Source organism: Rathayibacter sp. PhB179, assembly GCF_004345345.1.
GTDB lineage: Bacteria > Actinomycetota > Actinomycetes > Actinomycetales > Microbacteriaceae > Rathayibacter > Rathayibacter festucae.
Genome location: NZ_SLVD01000001.1, coordinates 612,875 through 637,151 on the forward strand (window position 1 = coordinate 612,875; position 24,277 = coordinate 637,151).

A 24,277-nucleotide genomic window follows, 5' to 3' on the forward strand; every position below is an offset into this window, starting at 1 on the left:
CTCAGCCCTTGGGGACGAACGTCGGGAAGACGTGCTCGAAGCTCACGGCCTGGCCGAGGCCGGTCGCGATGATGATGCTCAGGCCCACCGCCACGGCGGCGACCACGATCACGAAGCAGAGCACGCCGAGCGCGCGGAGCAGCGGCGCGGGGAGGCCGGGGGCCTGCGCGGTCGAGGCCGCGGTTCCGGTGGCTCCGTCACCGCCGGCGAGGGCGAAGGAGCGGACGCCGACGGCGAAGAGCACGGGCAGGCCCGCGCCGAGGAGCACGGCGATGAGCGCCACCTGGCCGGCGGCAGTGAAGAAGAGGGAGAGCACGGGTCGGTCCTTTCAGTCGCTGGAGCGGAGAGGGGTCAGCGCAGGGCGCCGGCGGTCTGCTCGGCCGCGGTGCCCGCGTCCGACCACTCGTCGTTGACGTTGTGCGCGCCGATGCTGTCGCGGCGCGAGCGGACGTAGATGAAGACGGCGACGGCGACGAGGACCGCGGTCATCAGGATGCCGCCGGCGGCCCCGCCGACCAGGTGGCCGATCCACCACATCACGGCGCCCATCAGCGCGGCGGCCGGGAGCGTGATCACCCAGGCGATCACCATCCGGAGCGCGACGCGCCAGCGCACCTGCGCGCCGGGGCGGCCGACGCCGGACCCGAGGATCGAGCCGGTCGCGACGTGCGTGGTCGAGAGGGCGAAGCCGAGGTGGCTGGAGGCGAGGATGACCGCGGCGGAGGCGCTCTCGGCGGCCATGCCCTGCGGGGTGTCGATCTCGACGAGGCCCTTGCCGACGGTGCGGATGATGCGCCAGCCGCCGATGTAGGTGCCGAGCGAGATGGCGAGCGCGCAGCTGAGCTTGACCCAGAACGGGACGGACTCGGTGTCGCTCCAGCCGCCGGCCGCGATCAGCGCGAGGGTGATGACGCCCATGGTCTTCTGCGCGTCGTTGGTGCCGTGCGCGAGCGAGACGAGCGAGGCGCTGCCGATCTGGCCGATCCGGAAGCCGCGGTGGATGCGGCGGTCGGCGAGGTTGCCGATCACGCGGAAGACGAGCCAGGTGCCGATCGCGGCGACCGCACCGGCGAGCACCGGCGACATCAGCGCGGGCAGGATCACCTTGCCGACGACGCCGTCGAGCTTCGACCCGTCGCCGGCCCAGTTGACGCCGTTGAGGCCGAGGCCGGCGAGCGCCGAGCCGATCAGGCCGCCGAAGAGGGCGTGCGACGAGCTCGAGGGCAGACCGAGCAGCCAGGTGAGGAGGTTCCAGACGATGCCGCCGATGAGGCCGGCGAGCACGATCAGCAGGAGCGCCGAGCCGCCGCCCTCGAGCAGCGCCGGGTCGGGCGCGCCGGTGGAGTCCTGGATCTTGACGACCGCGTTGGTGACGGTCAGCGCCACCTCGATGCTGAGGAACGCGCCGACCAGATTGAGGACGGCGGAGAGCGTGACGGCCACCTTCGGCTTCAACGCGCCGGTCGCGATGGACGTGGCCATCGCGTTCGCCGTGTCGTGGAAGCCGTTGGTGAAATCGAACGCCAGAGCGGTGACGATGACGAGCGCGAGAAGGATGAAGGGATCCACGGAGGAGATCCTCTCGCCCGCGCAGGCCGCTCGGAAGGGTTCGCCGGGGCGTTCACCGGCTGTTCACCTCTCCGAGCGGCGCGCCGGGCTACCCTGTGCAGTTTCTCAGGGTAGGGGCGTCCCGCGGGGCTCGCTCAGTTCGAGGAGTGCGGCAGCGGCAGCGTGAGGTCCGGCACGTGCTCGGGGTCGGCGTCGGGCTGCTGCTCGGGCTGCTGCTCGGCCTGCTCCTCGCGAGCCTTGTCCTGCTCCTGGTCCTGCTCGTCGTGCGCCGCGCTCGGCAGCGGCGGCGTGAAGTCGGGCGTGACCGACGGGTCGGCCGCGCCGACGGCGATGTGCTCGCGCTCGACCACGTGCTTGGGCGCGGAGGGCGCGCTGCGCTTCTCGGCCTGGGCGGCCTTCTTCGCCGCCTTCTCCTGCCGGCGCTTGAGCGTGTCGGTCTGCTCGGCGAGCTTGCGGGCCTTCTTGCGCAGCTTCTTGCTGGAGTCGCGCACGGCGTCGTGGGCCGCGCGGACCGACTTCTCCGCCTTCGCCAGGGCCTTCTTCGCGCGCTTCTGCGCGGCCTTGTCGTCGGTCTTCTGCGACGACTTCTTCGAATCGGACTTCTTCTTCTGCGCCATGCCGGCTCCTCACACTCGTCGACCCGATCGGTCGTGGGTCCACCGTAGCGAGCGGGCACCGCACAGGCCTGGGCGGCCGAGGGCCTGGGCAGAACGGCCGGCCGGGGAGTACAACTGCCGCATGACCGATGCGATCTCCCCGCGCGACTTCCGCGCCGCCCCCGGCACCGCCGACTGGCGGGTCGTCGGCGACGGCGCCCGCGCCTACTTCCGCACCGGCGATCGCGGGGCCGGCTCCTTCGCCGCGGGGGCCGCCCTGGTCGCCTCGATCGCCGTCCTCGCCGAGCAGGCCGGCCACCACCCCGACGTCGATCTGCGCTACGGCGGCGTCGGCGTGCGCCTGATCAGCCACGACGTCGGCGACATCAGCGAGCGCGACCTGGCCCTCGCCCGCGAGATCTCGGCCGCCGCCCGCGCGCTCGGCCTCCCCGCCGAGCCGGCCGCGGTGCAGAGCCTGCAGATCGCGATCGACGCCGTCGACGTCGCCGCGGTCCGCGCCTTCTGGCGGGCCGTGCTCGGCTACTCCCCCGTCGAGGACGCCGACCTCGCCGACCCGCGCGCCCTCGGCCCGAACCTCTGGATCCAGCGGATCGAGGGCCCGCGCCCGGAGCGCAACACGATCCACCTCGACCTCTACCTGCCGCGAGACGCCGTCGACGCCCGCCTCGCCGCAGCCCTCGCCGCGGGCGGGCGCGTCGTCGACGAGTCGAACGCGCCGGAGTGGTGGACCCTCGCCGACCCGGAGGGCAACGAGGTCGACCTCGCGCCCTGGCGGGACGACAGCGAGTGGAGTGCCTGAGGCCGTGACCCGGCGAGCCTGGTGAGGCAGGCTGGAGTCATGGTCTTCACTCCGAACCCCGGCGGCTATCACGGCCGGAACGCCCTGCGCCGCCCGATGCGCGGCCCTAAGCGCGACCGCTGGATGTGGTGGCGCCTGGGCTCCGGCGTCGCCGCGACCGTCGCGGGCCTGATCGCCCTGCTGGTCTTCACGAGCGGCCGGTACTGATCGTGTCGCGCGAGAGGGTCACGGGCATCGGCGGCTTCTTCTTCGCCGCGCGCGACCCGGCGGCGCTGGCGCGCTGGTACGCCGAGCACCTCGGCATCGACGAGGTGCCGATGGAGTACGGCGCCCCCTCCTGGCGCCAGGACGCCGGCACCACCGTCCTCGCCCCGATGCCGGCCGGCTCCGAGCCGCTCGGCCCCGCCGGCTGGACCCTGAACCTCCGCGTCCGCTCGCTCGACGCGCTCGTCGCCCAGCTCCGCGCCGCGGGCATCACCGTCGAGATCGACCCCGAGACCTACCCGAACGGCCGCTTCGCCGACCTGCACGACCCCGAGGGCAACCGCCTGCAGCTCTGGCAGCCGGCGGGCGCGGACGCCTAGCGTCTCGCAGTCGCAGCCGCGTCAGGCGCGGTCGTGGAGGGTGATCAGGTAGCCGTCCGGGTCGGCGAAGGTGAAGGTCAGGCCGAAGGGGCCCTCGGCGGGAGCCGACGTGATCGGGACGCCGGCGGCGGCGAGATCGTCGTGCAGGGCGGCGACCTCGGTCGCGTGCAGCCAGAGGGCGACGCCGCGGCCGGGTTCGGCGGGGAGCTCGGTGCCGGGGAGGTTGTCGCGGGACGCGAAGGGAATGAGCACAGTGCGGATCGCGAAGGGGATCGGCGCGGTGTCGAAGACGACGGCGTGCGGCGGGCCGGGGCGGCGGGAGAGGCCGAGGCGGGTCTCGTAGAACTCGGCGGAGCGCTCGAGGTCGCGGACCTGGAGGGAGAGGAAGTCGGGGCCGGTGATCGCCATGGGAGCGCCTTTCGTCGGGGGTGGGTGTCAGTTTCCTTACATGCAGCGTATGTCAGACTACTGACATGAGTCAACAGGGCGAGAGCACGGCACGGATCGAGCTGGACACCTCCGTCGGCTACGTGCTGAAGGAGGCGTCGAGCGCCCTGCGCGTCGCGATGGAGGCGGCGCTGCGGCCGCTCGGGATCACGGTCACCGCCTACTCCTGCCTGGAGCTGCTGGCGCACCGGCCGGGGCTGTCCAGCTCCGAGCTGGCGCGGGGCGCGTTCGTCACGCGGCAGTCGATGCACGTGCTGCTGCAGTCGCTCGAGCGCGACGGGTACCTGATCCGGGCCGAGACGGCGCCGAGCGGCCGGGCGCTGCCGATCCGGCTCACGGCCTCCGGCGAGGAGCTCCTCGGCGAGGCGAGCGCGGCCGTCCGGGCGGTCGAGGAGCGCATGCTGACGGGGCTGGACGGGGCGCGGATCCGCGAGCTGCACGCCCTGCTCCGCCACTGCGCGGAGGCGCTCGCCTGAGCCCGCGGCATCGATACCGTGCGCCGCTCGGCATTCTCCCAGTGGCGTTCCGGAGCTGCGCAGGTACTCTGGAGAATCGCCGCGCGGTCCCCTGAGCCCCGGCTGACACCCCCCTGAGCACCACCTGCTGAGCACTGCTGAGCGCTCCGCCGCCCCGACCCGCCCTGCCGCGCCCCCGTTCCCCCGCGGCGAACGACCTGGAAAACCACGACTGCATGCACCACTCCGACCACGCCCCGGCGCCCGTCTCCGCCGCGACCGCGCAGGCCCTCCCGACCCGCCGGCAGCTGCGCGAGCAGCGCGAGGCCGAGCAGGTCGCCGCGCGCAGCGTCGCCCGCACCGCCGCCGCCCGCACCGCCGCCGCGCGCAGCACCGCCCGCAGCACCGCCGTCCGCCGCCCCTCGACGCGCCGCGTGTCCGCCTTCGCCGCGATGACCTTCGTGGTCGGCCTGGCCGTCACCTCGACGATGCCCGCCTTCGCCGTCGGCGACACCCCGGAGTCCGCCGTCGCGGCCGACACCGCGAACGCCGTCGCCGCGGCCCGCCCGCAGAGCTTCGTCGCCGCGGGCGTCGTGCAGCAGAGCGTCACCCGCGACGCCTTCGCCGCCGAGGCCAAGCCCGAGGTCCTCGTGCCCACCGCCTCGCTCGACGCGATCACCGCCGGCGCGGGCGAGTCGACCGCCGCGGCCGCCGGGGTCTCCGGCACCTGGGTGCTCCCGATCGCCGGCCACATCAGCAGCAGCTACGGCCCCCGCCCGGACCAGCCGGTCGCCGGCGTGAACCTCTTCCACAAGGGCACCGACCTCGCCGGAGCCTGCGGGACCCCGGTCCTCGCGGCCGCGAGCGGCACCGTCGAGGAGGCGGCCTACTCCGGCAGCTACGGCAACTGGATCCTGCTCGACAACGGCGACGGCATCGAGACCGGCTACGCGCACAACACCGACCTGCTCGTCGACGTCGGGGACACCGTCGTCGCGGGCGAGGTCATCGCGACCCGCGGCTCGACCGGCGCCTCCACCGGCTGCCACCTGCACTTCGAGACCCGCGTCGACGGCGAGGCGGTCGACGCCGTGCCGTTCATGGCCGCCCTGGGCGTGCCGCTGGGCTAGCGCCGAGCCGGAGCCTCTGGATCAGCCCAGCGGCACGGTGCGCGGGCCGGTCGAGACCGCGCCGGACCAGTGGGCGTCGGCGGGGTCGGTCGTCACGGTGATGCGCGCGTCCTGGTCGACGGCGATCTCCATCGAGCCGGTGTTGCCGCCGCCGTTGCTCGTCGTCCGGGTGGTGCCGGGGTCGTAGACGCAGGACGAGCCGGTGGTCATCAGGCCCTCGACCTCGACGGTCACCTCGGCGTCGGCGGTGTCGCAGACGACCGAGACGGTCACATAGAGCGGCTCTCCGGTGAGGCGCACGGTCTGCGGCTCGACCGCGCCGGTCTCGTCGACCCACTCGACGGCGGCGGTCGCCCCCTCGGGCAGCCGGACGGGCCCGATCGGGCGGTCGCCCGGCGAGGCCGAGGCCGAGGCGGTCGAGGAGGCCGCGGGCGCCTCCGAGACGGTCGGCGTCGCCTCCGCTCCGCTCTCCGCCGGGGCGGTGCAGGCGGCCAGCGCCAGCCCGGTGAGGGCCAGCGCGGCCCCCGTGGTCATCGTTCTTCTCCTGCTCTTCACGGCTCCCCCTGCTCGTGTCGGCGGTCGTGTCGGTCCCTCCGGTCTACCCGAGGCGGCCGCCGAGCGGGACGGTCTCTGCGGCGGTTGCCAGGGACGCGGAGCACCGGACGCGGCGGTTCCGGGCATCGGATCCACGGAGCCCGCGCCCAGATTCCCGAGTACTACTAGGTATATAGTGCACCTATGGATATCAGCAGCACCCGCTTCACCGATCGCGTCGTCCTCATCACCGGCGGCGGCTCCGGCCTCGGCCGCGCCACCGCCGTCCGCCTCGCCGCGGAGGGCGCGAAGCTCGCCCTCGTCGACGTCTCCGAGCAGGGTCTCGCCGCGACCGTCGAGGCGCTCCCCGAGGGCACCGAGTCGCTCACCGTGATCGCGGACGTGTCGAAGGCGTCCGACGTCGACGACTACGTCGCGCAGACCCTCGCGCGCTTCGGCCGCATCGACGGCTTCTTCAACAACGCCGGCATCGAGGGCCGCCAGAACCGCACCGAGGACTTCACCGCCGACGAGTTCGACAAGGTCGTCGCGATCAACCTCCGCGGCGTGTTCCTCGGCCTCGAGAAGGTACTCAAGGTGATGCGCGAGCAGGGCTCGGGCATGGTCGTCAACACCGCGAGCGTCGGCGGCATCACCGGCATCGGCAACCAGTCCGGCTACGCGGCCGCGAAGCACGGCGTCGTCGGCCTCACCCGCAACTCCGGCATCGAGTACGGGCAGTACGGCATCCGCATCAACGCGATCGCCCCGGGCGCCATCTGGACGCCGATGGTCGAGAACTCGATGAAGCAGCTCGACGCCGAGAACCCGCGCAAGGCCGCCGAGGAGTTCATCCAGGTGAACCCGACCAAGCGCTACGGCGAGGCCGCCGAGATCGCCTCGGTCGTCGCCTTCCTGCTCTCGGACGACGCCTCCTACATCAACGCGGTGGTTCTGCCGATCGACGGCGGGCAGTCGATCAAGTACTGAGCCCTCACCTCTAAGCCGTCGCGGCGCGAGAGGATGGTCGGATGAACCCCACCGGGCGCCTCCGCGCCGCGCGCGACACCCTGCTCGAGCACCGCACCGACGCGGCGGCCGCCACGGACGCCTTCCGCTGGCCGGACGTCGGCCCGCACTTCAACTGGGCCGTCGACTGGTTCGACGAGATCGCCATCGGCAACGAGAGGACCGCCCTCTGGATCGTCGAGGAGGACGGCTCGGAGACGAAGGTCTCCTTCGACGAGATGCGCTGGCGCTCCGACGAGGTCGCCGCCTGGCTGCACTCCGTCGGCGTCGAGCAGGGCGACCACGTGATGCTCATGCTCGGCAACCGGCTCGAGCTGTGGGAGTCGATGCTCGCGATCATGAAGCTCGGCGCGGTCATCCTGCCCACCACGACGCTCCTCTCCCCCGCCGACCTCGCCGACCGCCTCGAGCGCGGCGAGGTCGCGCACGTGATCGCGGACGCGACCGAGACCGCGAAGTTCGAGGGCCTCACGGAAGACGTCGGGCTGATCGCGGTGGGCGGCGCGGCGGGCGTGCCCGAGGGCTGGCTCGACTACGCCGACTCGATCGAGGCCCCCGGCATCGCGCCGAGGGTCGTCGTCGACAGCACCGACGCCTGCCTGATCTACTTCACCTCGGGGACCACCTCGAAGCCGAAGATGGTCGTGCACACCCACGAGTCGTACCCGGTCGGGCACCTCAGCACGATGTACTGGCTCGGCGTGCAGCCGGGCGACGTGCACTCCGCGATCAGCTCGCCCGGCTGGGGCAAGCACGCCTGGAGCTGCTTCTTCGCGCCGTGGAACGCCGAGGCGACGGTGTTCGTCTACAACTACTCCCGGTTCTCGCCGGTCGCGCTGCGCGAGCAGCTGGACCGCGCGGGCGTCACCACCTTCTGCGCGCCGCCGACGGTCTGGCGGATGCTGATCCCAGTCCGATCTCGGTGCCCGCCCGCGCTCTCTCAGCGAGATCCTCTCGGCCGGCGAGCCGCTGAACCCCGAGGTGATCGCGACCGTCGAGCGCGACTGGGGCCTCACCATCCGCGACGGCTACGGCCAGACCGAGACCACGGCGATCATCGCCAACCCGCCCGGCGCCGAGGTCGTCTCCGGAGCGATGGGCCGGCCGCTGCCGGGCGTCGCGATCGCGCTGATCGACCCGGTCACCGGCGAGTCCTCCTCCACAGGCGAGATCTGCCTCGACCTGTCCACCGAGCCGGTCAACCTGATGTCCGGCTACCACGGCGACGACGAGCGCACCTCCCGCGCGCGGGCCGACGGCTACTTCCACACCGGCGACGTCGCCGTCCGCGCCGTCGACGGCACCATCACCTTCCTCGGCCGCACCGACGACATCTTCAAGTCGTCCGACTTCAAGATCTCACCCTTCGAGGTCGAGAGCGTGCTGCTGCAGCACCCGGCCGTCGCCGAGTCCGCGGTCGTCCCGGCGCCCGACCCGACCCGGCACAGCGTGGTCAAGGCCTACGTCGCGCTGGCGGACGGCTGGGAGCCGACCGCCGAGACCGCCGCGGCGATCTTCCGGCACACCGACGAGCTGCTCTCCTCCTTCGAGCGGGTGCGCCGGATCGAGTTCCACGAGCTGCCCAAGACCATCTCGGGCAAGATCCGCCGCGTCGAGCTGCGCGAGCGCGAGGAGCAGGCCTTCGCCCGCGGCGAGGAGCTCGCGGCGGAGTGGCGGAGCGACCGGCTCTAGCGCCGGTCCTGCGTGCTCAGTCCTCCGTCGGGCGGCGGCGCTGCTGCTTGGTGGCGGAGCGCTGCTGCTTGCTCGCGAGGTGGCGGCGGCCGGAGCCGCGGGTGGGGCGGGTCGGCCGGCGCGGGGCGGCGGGCGGGGCGAGGGCCGCGGCGACGAGGTCGCGGAGGGTCGTGAGGGCGACCTCGCGGTTGCGCAGCTGCGAGCGCTCCTGCGAGACCGTGACGGTGATCGCTCCGGAGACCAGGCGCTGGGCGAGCCGCTGGAGGAGGCGCTCCCGCTGGTCGTCCGTGAGCGCGGCCGACTCCGCGACGCTCCAGGTGAGCTGCACCCGGCTGTCGGAGGTGTTGACGTGCTGCCCGCCCGGGCCGGAGGAGCGGGAGAACCGCCACTGCAGCTCGGACGCGGGGATCGTCAGGCGCGCGGACACCTCGAGATCCGCACCCACCTCGACAGCCATGCGGCAAGCCTGGCACGCCGAGCGCGGTCAGGCCGAGGGCGGACGTCCTCCGCCCGCGCCGCCGCCGCCCGAGGGCACCGACCCGCCGGTCGGCTCCGTCGTCGTGTCGACGCGGACCGTGAGGGCGAAGCGGTAGCCGGAGGTGGCGTCGCCGGTCGCGGTCGGCAGCTGCAGCTCGCCGCCGTCGTCGCCGAAGACGTTGTCGTCGTCGAGGCTCACCTGGGCGAGGTTCTCGCTCGAGCCCTCGTAGCCGCTGAGCGCGTAGACCGCGGTGCAGGCGTCCTCGGGGACGGCCAGCTGCGAGGTCGCGATCGCGTTGCCGGAGTCGCTGATCGAGTCGACGTCGGGGTAGACCTCGAAGTGGATGTGCGGCCAGCGGCCGGAGTAGCAGGCCGGGAAGATCGAGGTGTAGCCGACCTCGCCGTTCGCGTCGGCGACCTGCACGCCGCGGAGGTAGGTCTCCTCGGTGATGCCGTCGGAGTACATCGAGTAGCCGCCGGACGCGTCGCAGTGCCAGACGTAGACGGCGGCGTTCTCGAACGGGACGCCGCCGTTCGCGGTGTCGAGGATCGTCAGGGTGAAGGCGAGCGGCACGCCGGCCGCGGTGGCGCCGCCGTCGATGCTCGAGCGGATGTCGCTGCGGACGATGCCGGAGTCGCTCAGCACGTCGGGGCCGTTCGAGCCGTCGCCGGGGTAGGGACCGGCGGTCTCGTCCGGGATCTCGCCGGTGGTCGCGGCGGCGCTGCTGCTCGCGCTGCTCGTCGCGGTTCCGGAGGCGCTGCCCGCGACGGCCGAGCACGCGGCCAGCGCCGTGGTGGCGGCGCCGACCCCGATCAGGCCGAGCACGCGGCGCCGATCGAGCATCCGGCGGCTCAGCAGGGTGCCGACGTCGAAGGAGAGGCCCTGGTCGACGACCTCGTCGTCGGGGCGGACGAGGGCACGGCCCTCGTAGCGGAGGCCGTCGGGGGTGCGGTCGGGCTCGGGGATGCGGGACATCGGGGGATCCTTGTCACTCGGGGGCTCGGGGGAACCCCAGAGTGACCGGCGCGGCAGGCGGGAGCCTTTGCGTCGCCTATGAGCCTCCGATGTCAGTAGCCGCTGGTGTCCCGGCGCGACCGCCGCCAGAAGGCCTTGAGCCGGTCGACCTGCCGGTCGGTCCACGCGTTCGACAGCGCGAAGGCCGCGGCGGCGGGATCGCCTCCGCTGCTGATCCGCTGGATCGCCTCGAGCGCCTGCTGGGTGGGGTCGCGGTCGTCGGGGACTTCGGGATCGTGACGCGACTCGGTCACGATGCGCTCTCCGGGTACGGCCTGCTCGCCGCCGGCCAGTCCGACGCCAGCAGCTCGCCGCGCAGCCGGTGGTACTGCTGCACGGCGCTGAGCGAGTCGGTGCGGAACGCGATCGCGACGGCGGCGTCGCGCCAGTAGCCGTCCCAGCCGCTGTACTGCGCGAAGACGCGGGAGCCGATGCTCTCCAGCAGCTCCCAGGCCCGGTCGGCGGTCAGGTAGCCGGCGACGTAGGCGTAGCGGATCGCTCCGATCGTGCGCTCGGCGTCGCCGGCGAGCAGCAGCACGGGCGGGCGGCCGCCGACCGGCTGCGCGCGCTCGAGCAGGTGGAACTCGCTCTCGCCGGTGAGGGCCGCGATGCGGGAGCGCATCCGCTCGGCGTCCTCCGAGGCGGAGACCTCGGCGAAGCGCGTCGACAGCGGACCGCGGGCGAGGACGTCGGCGACGAACAGCTCGACGTCCTCGGCGGAGGCGATGCGGAAGTCGCGGTCGAGCGCGCCGCGCTGCTCGGTGAGCGCGGGCATCGGCAGCTCCGGCCAGGGCGAGCCCTTGGCGCCGTCGACGAAGCGGGCGCGCAGCTCGGCGGGCAGCTCGGCCCAGGTGGGCTGGAAGGCGAGCGAGGAGTTCCAGCCGCCGAAGGAGAAGTCGCTGACGGCGTCGAGGGCGAGCAGCTGCTGCTGGCGCAGAGTCGGCGCGGGCGTCCGCGCCTCGGCACGGTAGGCGACCTGCTGCCGGCGGGGCGCTCCGGCGTCGCGGATCTGGAAGGCGATCGACGCGAGGGCCAGCCCGAGGACGAGGCCGATTCCGAACGTGAAGATCGGCAGTCCGGTGCTGCCGTCCGCGCTCGCGAGGCCGAGCACGAAGCCGACGATCCCGAGCGGAGCGGCGACGGCCGTGACCAGCAGTGCGCGGCGGCCGATCCCGCCGCCGGGGGCGCGCCGGTGGGCGTCCGCGACGCGCGCGTAGCGCAGGCGCGAGCGCACGGGGAACTCGACGTCTCCCGGGTGATTCTGCAGCGGCACGATCGGCAGCCTAGACGGGCAGCGAGGACGCCGCGCGTGTGGTTGCCTGGGGGCATGAAGCTTGCCGAAGCACTCCTCGAGCGGGCCGATCTGCAGAAGCGGATCGAGGCCCTCCAGTCGCGGATCGTCGCGAACGCCTCCTACCAGGAGGGCGAGGAGCCGACGGAGGACCCGTCGGAGCTGCTGGCCGAGTGCCTGCGCGCGCTGGACGCGCTGGAGCGGCTGGTCACCGCGGTCAATCTGACGAACACGACGGCGACCACGCCCGACGGCGTGCGGCTGACCGCGGCGCTCGCCCGGCGCGAGGCGCTCCGGTCGCAGCACAGCATCGTCGTGCGCGCGGCCGACGCGGCGGCGGGCGACCGCGGCTACCGGCAGCTGCGCAGCGAGCTGCGGCGGCTGCCGGCGCTGCCGGTGCGCGAGCTGCGCGCCCGGGCCGACGTGCTCGCACGCGAGCTGCGCGACCTGGACGCCGCGATCCAGCGCACCAACTGGGAGGTCGATCTGCTGCAGGAGTGAGCCGGAGCGCCCTGCGGGGCGCGGTCGGGCGGTGAGTCGGTAGGCGCACCGGAGCGAGCACACACCGTCGGGCCGGCGGTCAATCCGGCCCACTGTCACGCGGTGGGCAGCGTACGGCTCCGGCCATCACTCACAGCCCAGCACCGACGACCGGTGACCGCGCAGACAGGACATCTCATCACCATGTGCTGGCCGGGGCGCCGAGGGCGGGTTCGGGGACCTCACCGCCTGTCCTGCGTCAGCGCGCGCAGCTGAGCGGCGAAGAAGGCCAGCGAGCGGTCGACCTCGGGCAGCGCGGGCGTCCGGTTGAGGTGGCCGTGCGGCATGCCCTGCGCGAGGTAGCCGGTCGCGGCGACGCCCGCCTCCGCGAGCTGGCGGAGCAGGAGCTCGGCCGAGCTGCGCAGCTCGTCGAACTCGTTGACGAGGACCGAGGTCGGCGGCAGTCCGTGCAGCGGCGCCGCGCCGGGGAGCGCGTGCGGGGGCAGGTCGGAGAGTCGGCCGACGTAGGTGCGGACCATGTCCTCGATGCCGGCGGTCGGGAAGCGCAGCAGCGGCGGAAGCGGCAGCAGCTCGCGGATCACGGCGTCGTCGAGTGCGGGGTTGGGGAAGTGCGCGAACGGGTAGGCGAGCAGCACGTGGTCGGGGAGGCGGGTGCTGGCGTCGCGCTCGCGGAGCGTCGCGGCGAGCGCCAGGGCGGCGCCGGCACTGGCGCCGCCGATCGCGACGGGCAGCGCGTCGGGGGTCTCCGCGCGGAGGTGGCGCCAGGCGGCCTGCACGTCGTCGAGCGGGACGGGGAAGCGGACCTCGGCGCTCGCGAGGCGGTAGCCGACCGAGGCGACGCGACTGCCGGCGCGGGCGGCGAGCTCGGCGGCGACGACGTGCGACTCGCGCATCTCGAGGTCGCCGGCCTGGAAGCCGCCGCCGTGCACCCAGAGCAGGGCGGAGGCAGCGGGCTCTGCGGGCGCGTAGATCCGGAGCGGGATCGGGCCGTGCGGACCGTCGATCGCGGCGTCGGAGACGGTGACGCCCTCGGGGAGCGACCACGGACCGGGGTCCTCCTCGAACTCGGCGACCTTCGCCGCCTGCGCCGCGTCGAGCGGGTAGGCGACTCCGTCGAGCAACGGCAGGCGGGCGGCGAGGTAGGGATCGAGCGGCAATGGTGCCTCCTGGAGGGTGCGGGGTACGGGGACCACGGTAGTCAGCGTTCTGCCGGACGGTGGATCTCGATACGCCCTCTCCGAGGGCTACTCGATCAGCATGGATCGCTCCAGCCCGGTGTCGGCGCGGCGATCATGCTGGTCGAGTAGCGCGCAGCGCGTATCGAGACCCGCGTCCGTCAGAACGGGGGCGGGATGTCCTCGAAGCGGGGGCCCGGCGGCGCCCCGGCCAGAGCGGGTGGGCGGATCGTGACGGTGCGGCCGGTCGGGGTGGTCCAGACGATGCCGCCGTCGGGGAGGGGGACGTAGGTCCAGCGGTCGCCGTGGCGCACGTGGTGGTGCGACGTGCAGAGGGAGGCGAGGTTCTCCAGGGCGGTCTCGCCGCCGTTGCGCCACTCGATCGTGTGGTCCGCCTCCGACCTCGAGGCGCTGCGGGTGCAGCCCGGGAAGCGGCAGGTCTGGTCTCGGAGCTGCAGATGCAGGCGCATCTGCGGGGGCGGGACCCGGCAGGTGCGGCCGACGGAGACGACCGCGCGGGTGTCCGGATCCGTGAGGACGCGGGTGAAGGAGGCGCCGGTCTCGACCAGCGCGCGGGCGAGGTCGGCCGGGATGAGGCCGTAGCCGTCGAGGTCGGCTGGTGCGTCGTCGAGTCCCGCGGCGGTCGACGCGGCGAGGGTGAGCCGCACCTCGGCTCGGATCCCGGGGACGTACGACTCGGACACCTGAGGACCGTCGCTCGCGGGTGTCGTCCCGGCGATGTCGCCGTCGCGGAGAAGATCGGTGAGCACGTCCGCCTTCAGCTGAGCCAGCGTGCGCTCGTCGCCGCCCTCCCGGAGGGAGCGGGCGATGCGGTCGAGACGATCCCCGATGCCCATCGCGTCCGGCGCGGGGAGGAGCGCGCAGAGAGTCGCCATCCCGTCGATCTCGGGCGAGATCCACACGGCGCGGTCCTGGCGGGCGCGGGCATGGCGCTGAGCGAACGGCTCCTCGTGCAGCTCGTCGCGGAGCCGGGCGACGATCCGCCTCAGCTGCGTCGGCGTCACGTCCGGCGCGACGCCTGCGGCGCGCTCGTCGAAGGCGGCGCGAGAGGCGGCGGGCAGGGTCGCGGCGATCGCGCAGATCACCTCGCTCGACTCCCAGAGGAGGCGTCCCTCCGCCACCGCGGAGCGCGTGCACGGCAGCTCCTCGACCAGCAGGATCGCGCGATCGATCACCTTCGACGCCGCCCGCTCCGACAGGCGTAGCGCGACCGCGAACTGCGCCCGGATCGACCGCTCGACGAGGCTGCTCGCCTCGCTCCGGGACAGGCCGCCGCCCCGCGCGAACTCCTCGGGAGCGGTGAGCGCCGTGCGGTACGCCAGATGCACGGCCTCGGCCCGCGTGAGCAGGAACCGCGCCGATGTGACACCGAGGTCGGCGGCGACGCCGAGCACCGCGCCGACCGCGGCGACCGGCCCGCTCGGTTCCTCCGCGCTGCTCGCGCCGCTGATCTCATCCATACGAGTATCGAAGCAGGGACCGCCGACACCCGCTTTGCCGTCTTGAGCATCCCTAAGACAACTCCGCGAAAGAGCTCCTGTGGAGGAGCGGCGGCGGCGGCGCGGGCGCCTCAGCGTGCAGGCGAAGCGCGCTCGAGGAGGAGGACCCCGTCCAGGAGGACCGTGTCCTCACCGTCGGGTCCGGTCGCCGTCCGCTCGCGGGTCTCGACGAGCCGGGGCGTCCACTCGGCCGGATCGAGGGCGAGGGCGGCGAGCTCCTCCTCGGGCGAGGCGAGGACGGGCCCGCCCTCGTGCCGGTGCGCGTGCGCGGACCAGGGCGGCGCGGCCGCGTGCGAGACGACCGCGAGGACTCCGCCGGGCGCCACGAGATCGGCGGCACGGCGCAGGATGGGGATCCGCGGCAGCTCCACCATCGAGTGCAGGAAGCTCGACGCGACCAGGTCGAAGACGCCCTCGACCGGCCAGTCGGCGCCGAGATCCGCCTGGCGGACGTCGATCACGAGACCCCGGGCGAGCGCCTCGGCCCGGGCGCGCTCGAGCGCGGTCTCGGAGAGGTCGAGGCCGGTGACGGTCCAGCCCTGTGCCGCCAGCCAGAGGACGTCGCCGCCCTCGCCGCAGCCCAGGTCGAGGGCGCGGCCGGGGGTGAGGTCGCCGACGAGCTCGACGAGGGTCGCGTTCGGCCGGCCCGACCAGACGCGGTCGGAGTCCGAGTAGCGCGCCTCCCAGTGCTCGCGGGCAGTCCCGGGCTCGGTGCCGCGCTCGGTGTCGTGCTCGGTCCCGGGCTCGGTGTCGTACTCGTGCTCGTGCTCGTGCTCGCTGCTCATGTCGTTCCCTCCGGCGAGCGCGGCGCGTGCGTCCGGCTCCGCTCGAGGATTCCGGACCGCGCGCTCCGGAGCCAGCCGTCGTGCCGCTTCGGCACGGGCTCCTCCCCAGGTGCCGAGTGCGGGGCTCTCTCCACCGATCTCCGCGACCCCTTCCGCGACACCGCGGACGCCGATTAGCGTCGGCGGCATGAGCCTGAGCTTCGAAGAGATCATCGTCGACTGCACCGACTTCCGCGCCCTGGGGCACTGGTGGCAGGAGGCGCTCGGCTGGGACATCGTCGACGAGGACGACGAGGGGATCGAGCTGCTGCCCGCGTCCGGCCGCGGCCCGAGCCTCCTCTTCCTCGACGTCCCGGAGCGGAAGACCGTGAAGAACCGCCTGCACCTCGACTTCGTGCCCGACGATCAGGCCGCGGAGGTCGACCGGCTGATCGCGCTGGGCGCCACCCGGATCGACGTCGGCCAGGGCGAGCAGTCGTGGGTGGTGCTCGCGGATCCGGAGGGGAACGAGTTCTGCATCCTCTCCGCGCGCGAGTGACGGCGAGCGAAGATGCGTATGTATCGATAATGGCCTGAGAAAGTCAAGGGTAGAACGATCGTTCTCAACACCTCTAGCATCGGCTTCGACGCGAGCCCGCCCCGGCCGCGCAGAGACGAGGAGAGACCCGTGAGCGCGAACGCCCTGCCCGCGAACGCTCTGCCCGCGACGGCCGAGCCCGCGAGAGCGGAGAAGGCGCAGTCCCCCGCGCTGAACCGCACCGCCGGCCTCTACGCCTACGCCTACCGGCTCACGCTCTCGGAGTCGATGGCCACCGCCGCCCTGCACCAGGCCGCGGTCACCCTCCGCTCGGGATCACCGCGGATCGTCGACGAGCAGTCGGCCCTCGAGATCGCACGGACGGAGATCGGCCGTCACAGCGTCGGCCGCCGCACTGCGCTCGTTCCGGCGTCCGCTCCGGTCGGGCTCCGCGAGGACGACCTGCTCCGCTCCGCGTTCCACCGCCGCCTGCACGGCCTGCCCGCCCTCGAGCGCCAGTGCTGGCTGCTGCGCCACACCGGCGGGCACGACGTCGCGGTGATCGCCGACCTCCTCGAGATCAGCGCCGAGCAGGTGCGCTCGGCCCTCGGCAGCGCTGCGGCGATCCTCGTCGCGGGCGAGCTCGCCGACGCCGGTGCGGAGGACGACCAGTCCACCGCCCTCTGACACGCGGATCGCAGCGGCGGGTGCAGGAGGGAAGGAGCCCGAGGGACGCCGGGTCCAGCCGGCGGCGCCCCTCAGGCGTCTGAGACCGCGCGGGCGGCGCTCCCTCGGGAGGCGTCCGGGCGGAGGTTCGGGGTCAGTCGAGGTAGTCGATGTCGTCCCACGGCTCCTGCAGGTCGCCGGTGTCGCGGTCGTCGTCGGGGACCTGGACCTCTTCGAAGATCACCGGCACGCCGGAGGAGATCAGCACGCTGACCTGGCGGTTGCCGACCACGACGAAGTCGATGAGTCCGCCGCCGGCCTGGGTCGCGCGGGTCGCGGACTCCTTGAGATCGTCGACGTCCGTCCCCTGGGAGAGTCCGTAGGTCTTGCCCTCGATGGTGACGGTGGTTCGGATCATCTGGCGCGCCTGCTCCTCGACTCGGGAGCCCTCACCCTACGAATCGCGCCGAAGTGCAGCCAGGCCTTGCGGAGGAGACGGCGGACTGCCACGCGCGCTCGCGGACTCTGCGCGGGGCACGCGCGGAACGGCCCCGCTCACGCTCCCCCCGCTCGCGTCAACGGGGGTCACGGCGGGCCGGGCGGACCGTAGCGTGGCCGACGCACGATCCGAACACCCGCGGGAGCAGGACCGACCGCGGAACGAGCAACGAGGAGGATCCCATGACGGACAAGAGCACCCCCGACACCCAGCCGGTCGAGCCCGACGAGGTCGACCCCGAGACGGCGACCGACCCCGAGGGCGACCCGGTCGAGAACCCGTCCGGCTGAACCGGGCGCGCGCCGCACGGCGCAGAGAAGGCTGAGAGCGCCGGACCCCCCTGCTTGTCAGGGATCCGGCGCTCTCAGCCTTTGCTGTGCGGGTGCCGCGGTGCTGTCACCACGGCACCCGCCGGCCGGGAGGGGGAGGCTCGGCTCCCCCTCTCAGCGGCAGCGCCGCGTCGCGGTGATCAGCTGCGGTTGCGGCGTCGTGCTCGTCGCTGCTGGAGCAGCAGCAGTGCGCCGCCGCCCAGGGCGAGGAACGCGAGCGACAGACCGGCACCGGTCTCGACTCCGGTCGAGGCGAGTCCGCTGGTCGGCGGCGTCCCGGACTTCGCCGGGATCACCGGCGGAGTGGAGGCCCGGGGCGTGGGCTGGACCGTGGGCGTGGGCGTCGGGGTGGGTGTCGGGGTCGGCGTCACCACGGGCGGCGTCGTGGGCGGCGTCGTGGGCGGCGTCGTCGGAGGCGTCGTGGGCGGCGTCGTGGGAGGCGTCGTGGGCGGCGTCGTCGGAGGCGTCGTCGGCGGGGTCGTCGGCGGGGTGGTCGGCGGAGTCGTGGGCGGCGTGGTCGGAGGCGTTGTCGGCGGCGTCGTGGGCGGCGTCGTCGGCGGAGTCGTCGGCGGCGTCGTCGGAGGCGTCGTCGGAGGCGTCGTCGGCGGCGTCGTCGGCGGAGTTGTCGGCGGCGTCGTCGGCGGCGTCGTCGGCGGCGTCGTCGGAGGCGTCGTCGGAGGAGTCGTCGGCGGCGTCGTCGGCGGAGTCGTCGGCGGCGTCGTCGGAGGCGTCGTCGGAGGAGTCGTCGGAGGAGTCGTCGGAGGAGTCGTCGGCGGCGTCGTCGGAGGCGTCGTCGGCGGAGTCGTCGGAGGAGTCGTCGGCGGCGTCGTCGGAGGCGTCGTCGGAGGCGTCGTCGGAGGCGTGGTCGGAGGCGTCGTCGGGGGCGTCGTCGGAGGCGTCGTCGGAGGCGTCGTCGGCGGAGTCGTCGGAGGAGTCGTGGGCGGCGTCGTCGGCGGAGTCGTCGGAGGAGTCGTCGGAGGAGTCGTCGGCGGGGTCGTGGGCGGGGTCGTCGGCGGCGTCGTCGGCGGTGCCGTGGTCGGCGGGGCGGTGGTCGCCGGGGTGCAGGAGGACGAGACGAAGGTGTCGTCGTCGAGGGTCACGGCGCCGTTGCGGGCGAGGGCGCGGCCGTCGACGGTGACCGCGTTGGTCACGGTGATCGAGGTCAGCGCGAGGATCGAGCCCGCGAAGTCGGAGGAGGTGCCGAGGGTCGCGGAGCTGCCGACCTGCCAGAAGACGTTGCAGGCCTGCGCGCCGTTGATCAGCTCGATCCGGCTCCCGGAGCCCGTGATGAGGGTGGAGGCAGCCTTGAAGACGAAGACGGCGCCGTTCGCACCCTCGGCGTCGAGGGTCACGGTGCCCGTGACTCCGATCGGGCCGGAGGCGGTGTAGACGCCGGGAGTGAAGGTGCGGCCGACGAGGTCGCCGGCGACGGACTCGGTGGTGGCCTGCGAGGTCAGCTGGTCGTAGGCCTTGACCAGGTCGGACTGCGCGCCGATCGCGTCGGCGTCCGCGGCGTGCGTCGCGCCGAGGACCTCGCCGGGCGGGAAGCCGGTGATCGCAGTGCCGGGACTCACGCCGAGGTCGAGCGGCAGGAGCGTGTCGCCGGTGTTGGTGACGGTCGATCCGCCGAGGACCGAGAAGTTCCCCGCCCTCCCGAGGGTCGGCGCCGTGGCCGCCTGGGCGGCGGTCGCGGAGAGGAGCCCCGCGGACAGGAGCAGGATCCCGGTCGACGCCGCGATCCCCACCTTCCAACGGGCCCGGTCTCGTCGGACGTGGGAAGGAGTTCCGTGCGGCATCGTTGCGCAGCGATCCGCCCACGACAGCGTGGGCTCGTGACACCCGAGGTGAGTGGAGTCGAACCGTAGCCCCGGGCTTGAGCAGGAGTACAGGGCGCGATCGCCCGCCCGGCGCGGATCTGCCGGGGATCCGGGCGCGGATCGACGGAGTGTCACTCTAACGGGGGACTGCGTGCCGTTGCGCCGGTGTCCCCGGACACGTGACGCGGCCGAGGCCGCGATGACGCGGCGGCCTCTTGCCCCGCCCTCGCTCGAGTGGGACCGTGGGCCGCAGCCGCCGACGCAGAGGAGCGCACCGTGGGAACCCTCGACATCGATCTGTTCAGCACCGTCGACGGGGTCGCGCAGGCGCCCGGCGGACCGGAGGAGGACCCGGGCGGCGGCTTCGCGTTCGGCGGCTGGCAGGCGCCGCTGGTCGACGAGGTGGTCGGCGAGCAGGTCCTGGACGGGATGGCCGGCATGGACGCCCTGCTGCTCGGACGGCGCACCTACGAGATCTTCGCGGGCTACTGGCCGCAGCAGCAGGGGCCGATCGCGGAGCTGTTCAACCGGATCCCGAAGTACGTCGCCTCCCGCGGCACCCCGCCACTCCCCTGGTCCGGCTCGGTGCAGCTCGGCGCCGACCTGCCGGCCGCCGTCCGCGAGGTGCGCGAGCGCCACTCCGCCGTGCACGTGATCGGCAGCCTCGACCTGGTGCAGACGCTGCTCGCCGAGCAGCTCTTCGACCGGCTCACCCTGTGGCTGCACCCGATCCTGCTCGGCTCCGGCAAGCCGGTCTTCGGCGGCGGCGCCGTGCCCACGAACCTGCGGCTCGACGGGCCGGCCGTCACCTCGCCGCGCGGAGTCGTGCGCCTGCAGTACCTGCGGGTGGACGGGACGCCCGGCACCGGGACGATGGGGCCCTGAGCCGCCGATCGACCCGCCGGCCAGGCGACGCTCCGGCATACTGACGGCGTGCAGGACGAGGACGACGAGCGCCAGGATCTCGAGCGCGCGCTCTACGCCCGCCCGACCGGGGACGACCGCGACGAGGCGCTGCGGGCCGAAGCGCTGCGGGTCGAGGCGCAGCGGATAGAGGCGCAGCGCGCCGAAGCACTGCAAGCCGAAGCGCAGCGTCGGCTCCCGACCGCCGCTGCCCCGGAGGCGCAGCCCGGCCCGCGAGGCGCCGGACCCGCGCGGACGGCCGGCGAACCCTCGCCCGCCGCGCCCCCCGCCCGGTCGCGCCTCGTCCTCCTCGGCGCCGGGCTGCTCGTCGGCGGGCTCGTGGTCGGCGCGGCCACCGCCTCCGTCATCGGCGCGGCGACGCCCGATCCGGTCTCGACCACCGCCTCCCCCACGCCGACTCCGGACGCCGCCGACCGCTTCGCCGCGCTCGTCGAGGGCTGGGCGGCGACCACCGATGTCCCCCCGGGCCTCTCGCTGATCTCCGGCGGAGCCGAGGTCTACAGCCCCACCTTCGAGACCGCCCAGGACGACCGGCTGCTGCTCACGGCGCCCGACGCCACCCGGATCTGCCTCGCCCTCGAGCGCCCCGACGGCTCGCTCTCGGCGGGCTGCACCGGCCTCGAGGCCTTCTTCGCCGGCGACGCCCTCGACGTCGTCGGCACGGCGACCGGCACCGACACCCCGGTCTACACGCGCGTCACCCTCCGCCCCGACGGCTCCGTCGAGGGCGGCTTCCAACTCGTCGCCACGCCGGGCCCGGAGGCGTGAGACGCGCCACTTCTGCGCCGAAGATCGCAGCAGCGCCGCAAGCGTATAATTCTTGGTGATCACCAACTTTTCTGAGCGAGGAGCGCCGCATGCGGACGCAGAGCCCACTCGCCGTCGTGACGCCGACCGTCGACGGCGACGTGCTGACCGTTCTGGCGCGTGCCGACGACTGGTTCACCGTCGGCGAGTTGCGCGCACGGATCGGCGGCCGCTCCCTCGAGGGCATCCGCCGCACGCTCACCCGCCTCGTCGAGGAGGGCATCGTCACGAGCCAGGCGGTCGGCAGGACGACCATCTACCGGCTCAATCGCTCCCATCTGGCCGCCGGCGCGATCATGGAGCTCGCGCGCCTCGACGAGACGCTGCACGAGCGTCTCGTCTCGACCCTCGAGGGCTGGGCGCCCCAGCCGGGCTACGCGGCGATGTTCGGCTCCGCCGCCCGTGGGGAGATGCGGGCAGGCAGCGACCTCGATCTCTTCCTCCAGCAGCCCGCGGCACCGACGGACGCCTGGCACGAGCAGGTGTCCGCCCTCGTGCGCGACGCGAAGGCCTGGACCGGGAACGACCCGCGCGTCCTCGAGATGTCCGAGGGCGAGCTGCGCGACGCCGCCGCGGACGAGCCGGTGCTCCGGTCCATCGTCGACGAGGGCATCCCCCTGATCGGCTCCCCGCTCGCCTTCCGCCGACTCGTGCGCGCGCGATGACGGCCCTTCGCGCTCACCGGGAGCTGCTCCTCCGCGCCCGGCGGTCCTGACGGCGCGAGCACCGAGCGCTGAACGCGCCTGTCAAGCCTGCGCGGGCGCTCAGAGAAACCGAGGGCGCGGGCGCCAGGATGCGGGGACACCGCCCGCTCCGCCGAGCACCGACCCGAGAGGCCCCGCCGTGCCCGCCAGCACCCAGAACGCCACCGCCGCCACCGACTCCGGCACCACCGCGCCGCAGGAGTACGACGTCGCCGTGATCGGCGCGGGCCCGGCCGGCACCGCCGCCGCCCTCCGCGCGGCCGAGCTCGGCGCGAAGGTGGTCGTGCTCGAGGCCGGCCGCGTCGGCGGCACCTGCGTCAACACCGGCTGCGTGCCCACCCGCGTGCTCGCGAAGACCGCGCGCATCGTCCGCGAGGCCCGCACCGCCGGCGACTACGGCGTCGACGTCGGCACGCCCGTCGTCGACTGGGCCGCGACCGTCCGCCACGTGCATGCGCGGGTCGACAAGGTCCGCTCGATCAAGCGCGAGGCGCAGCGCTTCGAGGAGGCGGGTGTCGAGCTGATCCACGAGGGCCGCGCGCGCTTCGTCGACGAGAGCACCCTCGTCCTGGACAGCGGTCGGCGGATCCGCGCACGCTCGATCCTGATCTGCGTCGGCGGCCACTCGCGCCGCCTGCCGATCCCGGGCGCCGAGCTCGCCACCGTCCCGGAGGATGTGCTCGGCCTGCCCGCCCTCCCCCGCCGGGTCGCGGTGATCGGCGGCGGCAACACCGGCGCGCAGCTCGTCACGGTGTTCAACGCCTTCGGGTCGGAGGTGACGCTGCTCGACCTCGCGCCACGCATCCTCACCACCTCGGACGCGAGCATCTCGGAGCACGTCGCCGGCGCCTTCGAGCGCCAGGGCGTGCGCGTGCACCTGGGCATCGAGACGGTCGAGCGCCTCGAGCGCGCGGAGGACGGCTCGATCGACATCACCTGGCGCGAGGACGGCTCGGCCCGCACCGAGGGCGTCGACGCCGTGATCATGGCGACCGGCTGGCCCGCCGACGTCGAGGACCTGGGGCTCGAGAACGCCGGCATCGAGGTCGTCCGCTCGGCGATCCCGGCCGATCAGTACTTCCGCACGATCGTGCCGCACGTGTTCGCGGTCGGCGACGCGAACGGGCGCGACATGCTCGTGCAGGCGGCGCAGTTCGAGGCGGAGGCGGCGGCCGAGAACGCGGTACTCGGTGCGAACCGGCGCACCCCGCAGTTCCTGCTGCCGGCCGGCGGCTTCACGGACCCGGACTACGCGGGTGTCGGCTTCACGCAGGAGCAGGCCCGCGAGCGGGACCCGCAGTGCATCGTCGCGTCCGTGCCGTTCTCGAGCGTGGACCGCGCCGTGATCGACGACCGCGAGAGCGGATTCCTGACGCTGATCGCCGACCGCCGCCGCGAGTTGCTGCTCGGCGCGCACGCCGTCGGCGAGAACGCGATCGAGGTCGTGCAGTCCGTGACGACCGCGATGGCGGCCGGCGTCGACGTCGCGACCCTGGCGAACGTGCGGTTCGCCTACCCGACCTACAGCGCGGTGATCGGCATGGCGGCGCGGGCGCTGCTGGCCGAGCCGGCGCGGCCCGCCGAGCTGGAGTGAGCGGCGCTACCCGATCCCGGAGCGCGGCGCCAGCCCTCTCCGGGTGCGGCGCCCGCTCCGAATGATGGGAGGAGGGCGACTCCTGCCCTTCCGCTCCCGAGAGGAACCACCGTGCCGATCCCCGCTGTCGACTACGCCCACATCCGCCTGACCGTCCGCGACATCGCCGTCTCGCGCGCCTTCTACGACTCCGTCTTCGGCTTCGACGTCGCCTTCGAGGCGCCGCCCGCGGACGCCCCCGAGGAGCAGAAGGAGCAGCTCGCGTTCCTCTTCGGCGGAGTGATCTACCAGTTCCCGGGCGGACTGCTGGGCCTGCGCCCGGTCGCCGACGCGGGCGACCGCTTCGACGAGGACCGCATCGGCCTCGACCACCTCAGCTTCGCCGTCGCCGACCTCGACGCCCTGAAGGCCGCCGCCGCCGCGCTCGACGAGCTCGGCATCGCGCACGAGCCGATCAAGGACGCCGGCGGCCAGAGCATCCTCGAGTTCCGCGACCCCGACAACATCGCGCTGGAGATCAGCTCGCCGAGCTGAGCGCCCATGCCGCCCATGCTGGTCGAGTGGCCTCGGAGGGGCGTAGCGAGACCCCACGTCTTGAGGACGGTGGATCTCGATACGCCCGCTCCACGAGCTACTCGATCAGCATGAAACGGGCCGCGTCCATGCTGGTCGAGTAGCCCCGCAGGGGCGTATCGAGACCCGGCCCCTGCAGGACGGCGGATCTCGATACGCCCGCTCCGCGGGCTACTCGATCAGCATGAAACGGGCCGCGTCCATGCTGGTCGAGTAGCCCCGCAGGG

Annotated in this window: 28 protein-coding genes and 1 pseudogene; 15 read left to right on the forward strand and 14 right to left on the reverse strand. The window is 73.6% G+C overall.

What is annotated here, in order from left to right; genetic code table 11:
- Position 1 precedes the first annotated feature (1 nt).
- The 3 genes from EDF43_RS02825 to EDF43_RS02835 all read right to left on the reverse strand — a co-directional run bounded on the left by EDF43_RS02825 (position 2) and on the right by EDF43_RS02835 (position 2,186).
- Positions 2 to 316: a hypothetical protein gene (locus EDF43_RS02825; RefSeq protein ID WP_132435338.1), complete on the reverse strand. Its 315-nt coding sequence runs from the start codon at positions 314 to 316 to the stop codon at positions 2 to 4.
- 35 nt (positions 317 to 351) lie between these two features.
- On the reverse strand, positions 352 to 1,569 hold the full coding sequence (locus EDF43_RS02830) for an inorganic phosphate transporter (RefSeq protein ID WP_132435340.1): 1,218 nt from the start codon (positions 1,567 to 1,569) through the stop codon (positions 352 to 354).
- 134 nt (positions 1,570 to 1,703) lie between these two features.
- Complete coding sequence (locus EDF43_RS02835) at positions 1,704 to 2,186, reverse strand: hypothetical protein (protein WP_132435342.1); 483 nt, start codon at positions 2,184 to 2,186, stop codon at positions 1,704 to 1,706.
- A gap of 121 nt (positions 2,187 to 2,307) precedes the next feature.
- Between EDF43_RS02835 and EDF43_RS02840 the strand changes: the two genes are divergently transcribed.
- Genes EDF43_RS02840 through EDF43_RS02845 form a run of 3 tightly spaced genes read left to right on the forward strand, consistent with a single transcriptional unit; the run spans position 2,308 to position 3,569 of the window.
- A complete protein-coding gene (locus EDF43_RS02840; protein ID WP_132435344.1) occupies positions 2,308 to 2,985 on the forward strand; it encodes a VOC family protein in 678 nt (225 codons plus the stop codon).
- Between the two features lie 39 nt (positions 2,986 to 3,024).
- On the forward strand, positions 3,025 to 3,192 hold the full coding sequence (locus EDF43_RS21665; RefSeq protein WP_165908993.1) for a hypothetical protein: 168 nt from the start codon (positions 3,025 to 3,027) through the stop codon (positions 3,190 to 3,192).
- Positions 3,193 to 3,194: 2 nt separating this feature from the next.
- Positions 3,195 to 3,569: a VOC family protein gene (locus EDF43_RS02845; protein WP_132435346.1), complete on the forward strand. Its 375-nt coding sequence runs from the start codon at positions 3,195 to 3,197 to the stop codon at positions 3,567 to 3,569.
- A gap of 21 nt (positions 3,570 to 3,590) precedes the next feature.
- Here the strand turns inward: EDF43_RS02845 and EDF43_RS02850 are convergent, their stop codons facing one another.
- Complete coding sequence (locus EDF43_RS02850) at positions 3,591 to 3,977, reverse strand: VOC family protein (protein ID WP_123705822.1); 387 nt, start codon at positions 3,975 to 3,977, stop codon at positions 3,591 to 3,593.
- Between the two features lie 65 nt (positions 3,978 to 4,042).
- On the opposite strand from EDF43_RS02850, the gene EDF43_RS02855 reads away from it, so the two are divergent.
- Both EDF43_RS02855 and EDF43_RS02860 read left to right on the forward strand, forming a co-directional pair.
- Positions 4,043 to 4,492, forward strand: a complete 450-nt coding sequence (locus tag EDF43_RS02855) for a MarR family transcriptional regulator (RefSeq protein WP_132435348.1) — start codon at positions 4,043 to 4,045, stop codon at positions 4,490 to 4,492.
- A 215-nt stretch (positions 4,493 to 4,707) separates the two neighbouring features.
- Complete coding sequence (locus EDF43_RS02860) at positions 4,708 to 5,601, forward strand: M23 family metallopeptidase (RefSeq protein ID WP_132435350.1); 894 nt, start codon at positions 4,708 to 4,710, stop codon at positions 5,599 to 5,601.
- A 21-nt stretch (positions 5,602 to 5,622) separates the two neighbouring features.
- On the opposite strand, the gene EDF43_RS21670 is transcribed toward EDF43_RS02860, so the two are convergent.
- Entirely contained in the window at positions 5,623 to 6,135 is a 513-nt protein-coding gene (locus EDF43_RS21670; protein ID WP_165908994.1) for a hypothetical protein, read from the reverse strand.
- A 204-nt stretch (positions 6,136 to 6,339) separates the two neighbouring features.
- On the opposite strand from EDF43_RS21670, the gene EDF43_RS02870 reads away from it, so the two are divergent.
- Together EDF43_RS02870 and EDF43_RS02875 are read left to right on the forward strand one after the other, a co-directional pair.
- Positions 6,340 to 7,125, forward strand: coding sequence for a glucose 1-dehydrogenase (locus EDF43_RS02870; protein WP_123734567.1), 786 nt, complete (start codon positions 6,340 to 6,342; stop codon positions 7,123 to 7,125).
- 41 nt (positions 7,126 to 7,166) lie between these two features.
- Positions 7,167 to 8,856: pseudogene (locus tag EDF43_RS02875) on the forward strand (AMP-binding protein).
- 16 nt (positions 8,857 to 8,872) lie between these two features.
- Here EDF43_RS02875 and arfB read toward each other — a convergent pair.
- From arfB to EDF43_RS02895, 4 genes are all read right to left on the reverse strand, one after another.
- Positions 8,873 to 9,313, reverse strand: coding sequence for an alternative ribosome rescue aminoacyl-tRNA hydrolase ArfB (gene arfB, locus EDF43_RS02880; protein WP_132435352.1), 441 nt, complete (start codon positions 9,311 to 9,313; stop codon positions 8,873 to 8,875).
- 27 nt (positions 9,314 to 9,340) lie between these two features.
- Positions 9,341 to 10,309 (reverse strand): intradiol ring-cleavage dioxygenase, encoded by a 969-nt coding sequence (locus tag EDF43_RS02885; RefSeq protein ID WP_132435354.1) that lies wholly within the window; start codon positions 10,307 to 10,309, stop codon positions 9,341 to 9,343.
- 92 nt (positions 10,310 to 10,401) lie between these two features.
- Positions 10,402 to 10,602: a hypothetical protein gene (locus EDF43_RS02890; RefSeq protein ID WP_132435356.1), complete on the reverse strand. Its 201-nt coding sequence runs from the start codon at positions 10,600 to 10,602 to the stop codon at positions 10,402 to 10,404.
- On the reverse strand, positions 10,599 to 11,621 hold the full coding sequence (locus EDF43_RS02895; RefSeq protein ID WP_132435358.1) for a DUF1266 domain-containing protein: 1,023 nt from the start codon (positions 11,619 to 11,621) through the stop codon (positions 10,599 to 10,601). Before EDF43_RS02895 ends, EDF43_RS02890 begins: the two co-directional genes overlap by 4 nt.
- Before the next feature lie 54 nt (positions 11,622 to 11,675).
- On the opposite strand from EDF43_RS02895, the gene EDF43_RS02900 reads away from it, so the two are divergent.
- Complete coding sequence (locus EDF43_RS02900; RefSeq protein WP_132435360.1) at positions 11,676 to 12,140, forward strand: DIP1984 family protein; 465 nt, start codon at positions 11,676 to 11,678, stop codon at positions 12,138 to 12,140.
- Between the two features lie 221 nt (positions 12,141 to 12,361).
- Here EDF43_RS02900 and EDF43_RS02905 read toward each other — a convergent pair whose 3' ends face one another.
- The 3 genes from EDF43_RS02905 to EDF43_RS02915 form a co-directional block, all read right to left on the reverse strand.
- Entirely contained in the window at positions 12,362 to 13,333 is a 972-nt protein-coding gene (locus tag EDF43_RS02905; protein ID WP_207901609.1) for an alpha/beta hydrolase, read from the reverse strand.
- A gap of 143 nt (positions 13,334 to 13,476) precedes the next feature.
- The gene (locus EDF43_RS02910) at positions 13,477 to 14,796 is read right to left on the reverse strand and encodes an HNH endonuclease signature motif containing protein (protein ID WP_132435362.1); all 1,320 of its coding nucleotides are present in this window, start codon (positions 14,794 to 14,796) and stop codon (positions 13,477 to 13,479) included.
- A 110-nt stretch (positions 14,797 to 14,906) separates the two neighbouring features.
- Complete coding sequence (locus EDF43_RS02915; protein ID WP_132435364.1) at positions 14,907 to 15,620, reverse strand: class I SAM-dependent methyltransferase; 714 nt, start codon at positions 15,618 to 15,620, stop codon at positions 14,907 to 14,909.
- 187 nt (positions 15,621 to 15,807) lie between these two features.
- Between EDF43_RS02915 and EDF43_RS02920 the strand changes: the two genes are divergently transcribed.
- Positions 15,808 to 16,158, forward strand: coding sequence for a VOC family protein (locus EDF43_RS02920; protein ID WP_123447481.1), 351 nt, complete (start codon positions 15,808 to 15,810; stop codon positions 16,156 to 16,158).
- Positions 16,159 to 16,287: 129 nt separating this feature from the next.
- Positions 16,288 to 16,824 (forward strand): sigma-70 family RNA polymerase sigma factor, encoded by a 537-nt coding sequence (locus tag EDF43_RS02925; protein WP_132435366.1) that lies wholly within the window; start codon positions 16,288 to 16,290, stop codon positions 16,822 to 16,824.
- Between the two features lie 133 nt (positions 16,825 to 16,957).
- Here the strand turns inward: EDF43_RS02925 and EDF43_RS02930 are convergent, their stop codons facing one another.
- On the reverse strand, positions 16,958 to 17,221 hold the full coding sequence (locus tag EDF43_RS02930) for a hypothetical protein (RefSeq protein ID WP_123447479.1): 264 nt from the start codon (positions 17,219 to 17,221) through the stop codon (positions 16,958 to 16,960).
- A 550-nt stretch (positions 17,222 to 17,771) separates the two neighbouring features.
- Positions 17,772 to 19,376 carry an ice-binding family protein gene (locus EDF43_RS02935; RefSeq protein WP_243646210.1) on the reverse strand — a complete coding sequence of 535 codons (1,605 nt, stop codon included), beginning with the start codon at positions 19,374 to 19,376 and terminating at the stop codon, positions 17,772 to 17,774.
- A gap of 348 nt (positions 19,377 to 19,724) precedes the next feature.
- Here EDF43_RS02935 and EDF43_RS02940 point away from each other — a divergent pair, with 348 nt between their 5' ends.
- From EDF43_RS02940 to EDF43_RS02960, 5 genes are all read left to right on the forward strand, one after another.
- On the forward strand, positions 19,725 to 20,333 hold the full coding sequence (locus EDF43_RS02940; protein WP_132435370.1) for a dihydrofolate reductase family protein: 609 nt from the start codon (positions 19,725 to 19,727) through the stop codon (positions 20,331 to 20,333).
- Positions 20,334 to 20,381: 48 nt separating this feature from the next.
- Positions 20,382 to 21,140, forward strand: a complete 759-nt coding sequence (locus EDF43_RS02945) for a hypothetical protein (RefSeq protein ID WP_132435372.1) — start codon at positions 20,382 to 20,384, stop codon at positions 21,138 to 21,140.
- A gap of 89 nt (positions 21,141 to 21,229) precedes the next feature.
- Positions 21,230 to 21,844: a nucleotidyltransferase domain-containing protein gene (locus EDF43_RS02950; protein ID WP_132435374.1), complete on the forward strand. Its 615-nt coding sequence runs from the start codon at positions 21,230 to 21,232 to the stop codon at positions 21,842 to 21,844.
- A gap of 178 nt (positions 21,845 to 22,022) precedes the next feature.
- The gene (locus tag EDF43_RS02955; RefSeq protein ID WP_132435375.1) at positions 22,023 to 23,477 is read left to right on the forward strand and encodes an NAD(P)/FAD-dependent oxidoreductase; all 1,455 of its coding nucleotides are present in this window, start codon (positions 22,023 to 22,025) and stop codon (positions 23,475 to 23,477) included.
- Positions 23,478 to 23,588: 111 nt separating this feature from the next.
- Complete coding sequence (locus tag EDF43_RS02960) at positions 23,589 to 24,011, forward strand: VOC family protein (RefSeq protein ID WP_123447474.1); 423 nt, start codon at positions 23,589 to 23,591, stop codon at positions 24,009 to 24,011.
- Positions 24,012 to 24,277 lie beyond the last annotated feature (266 nt).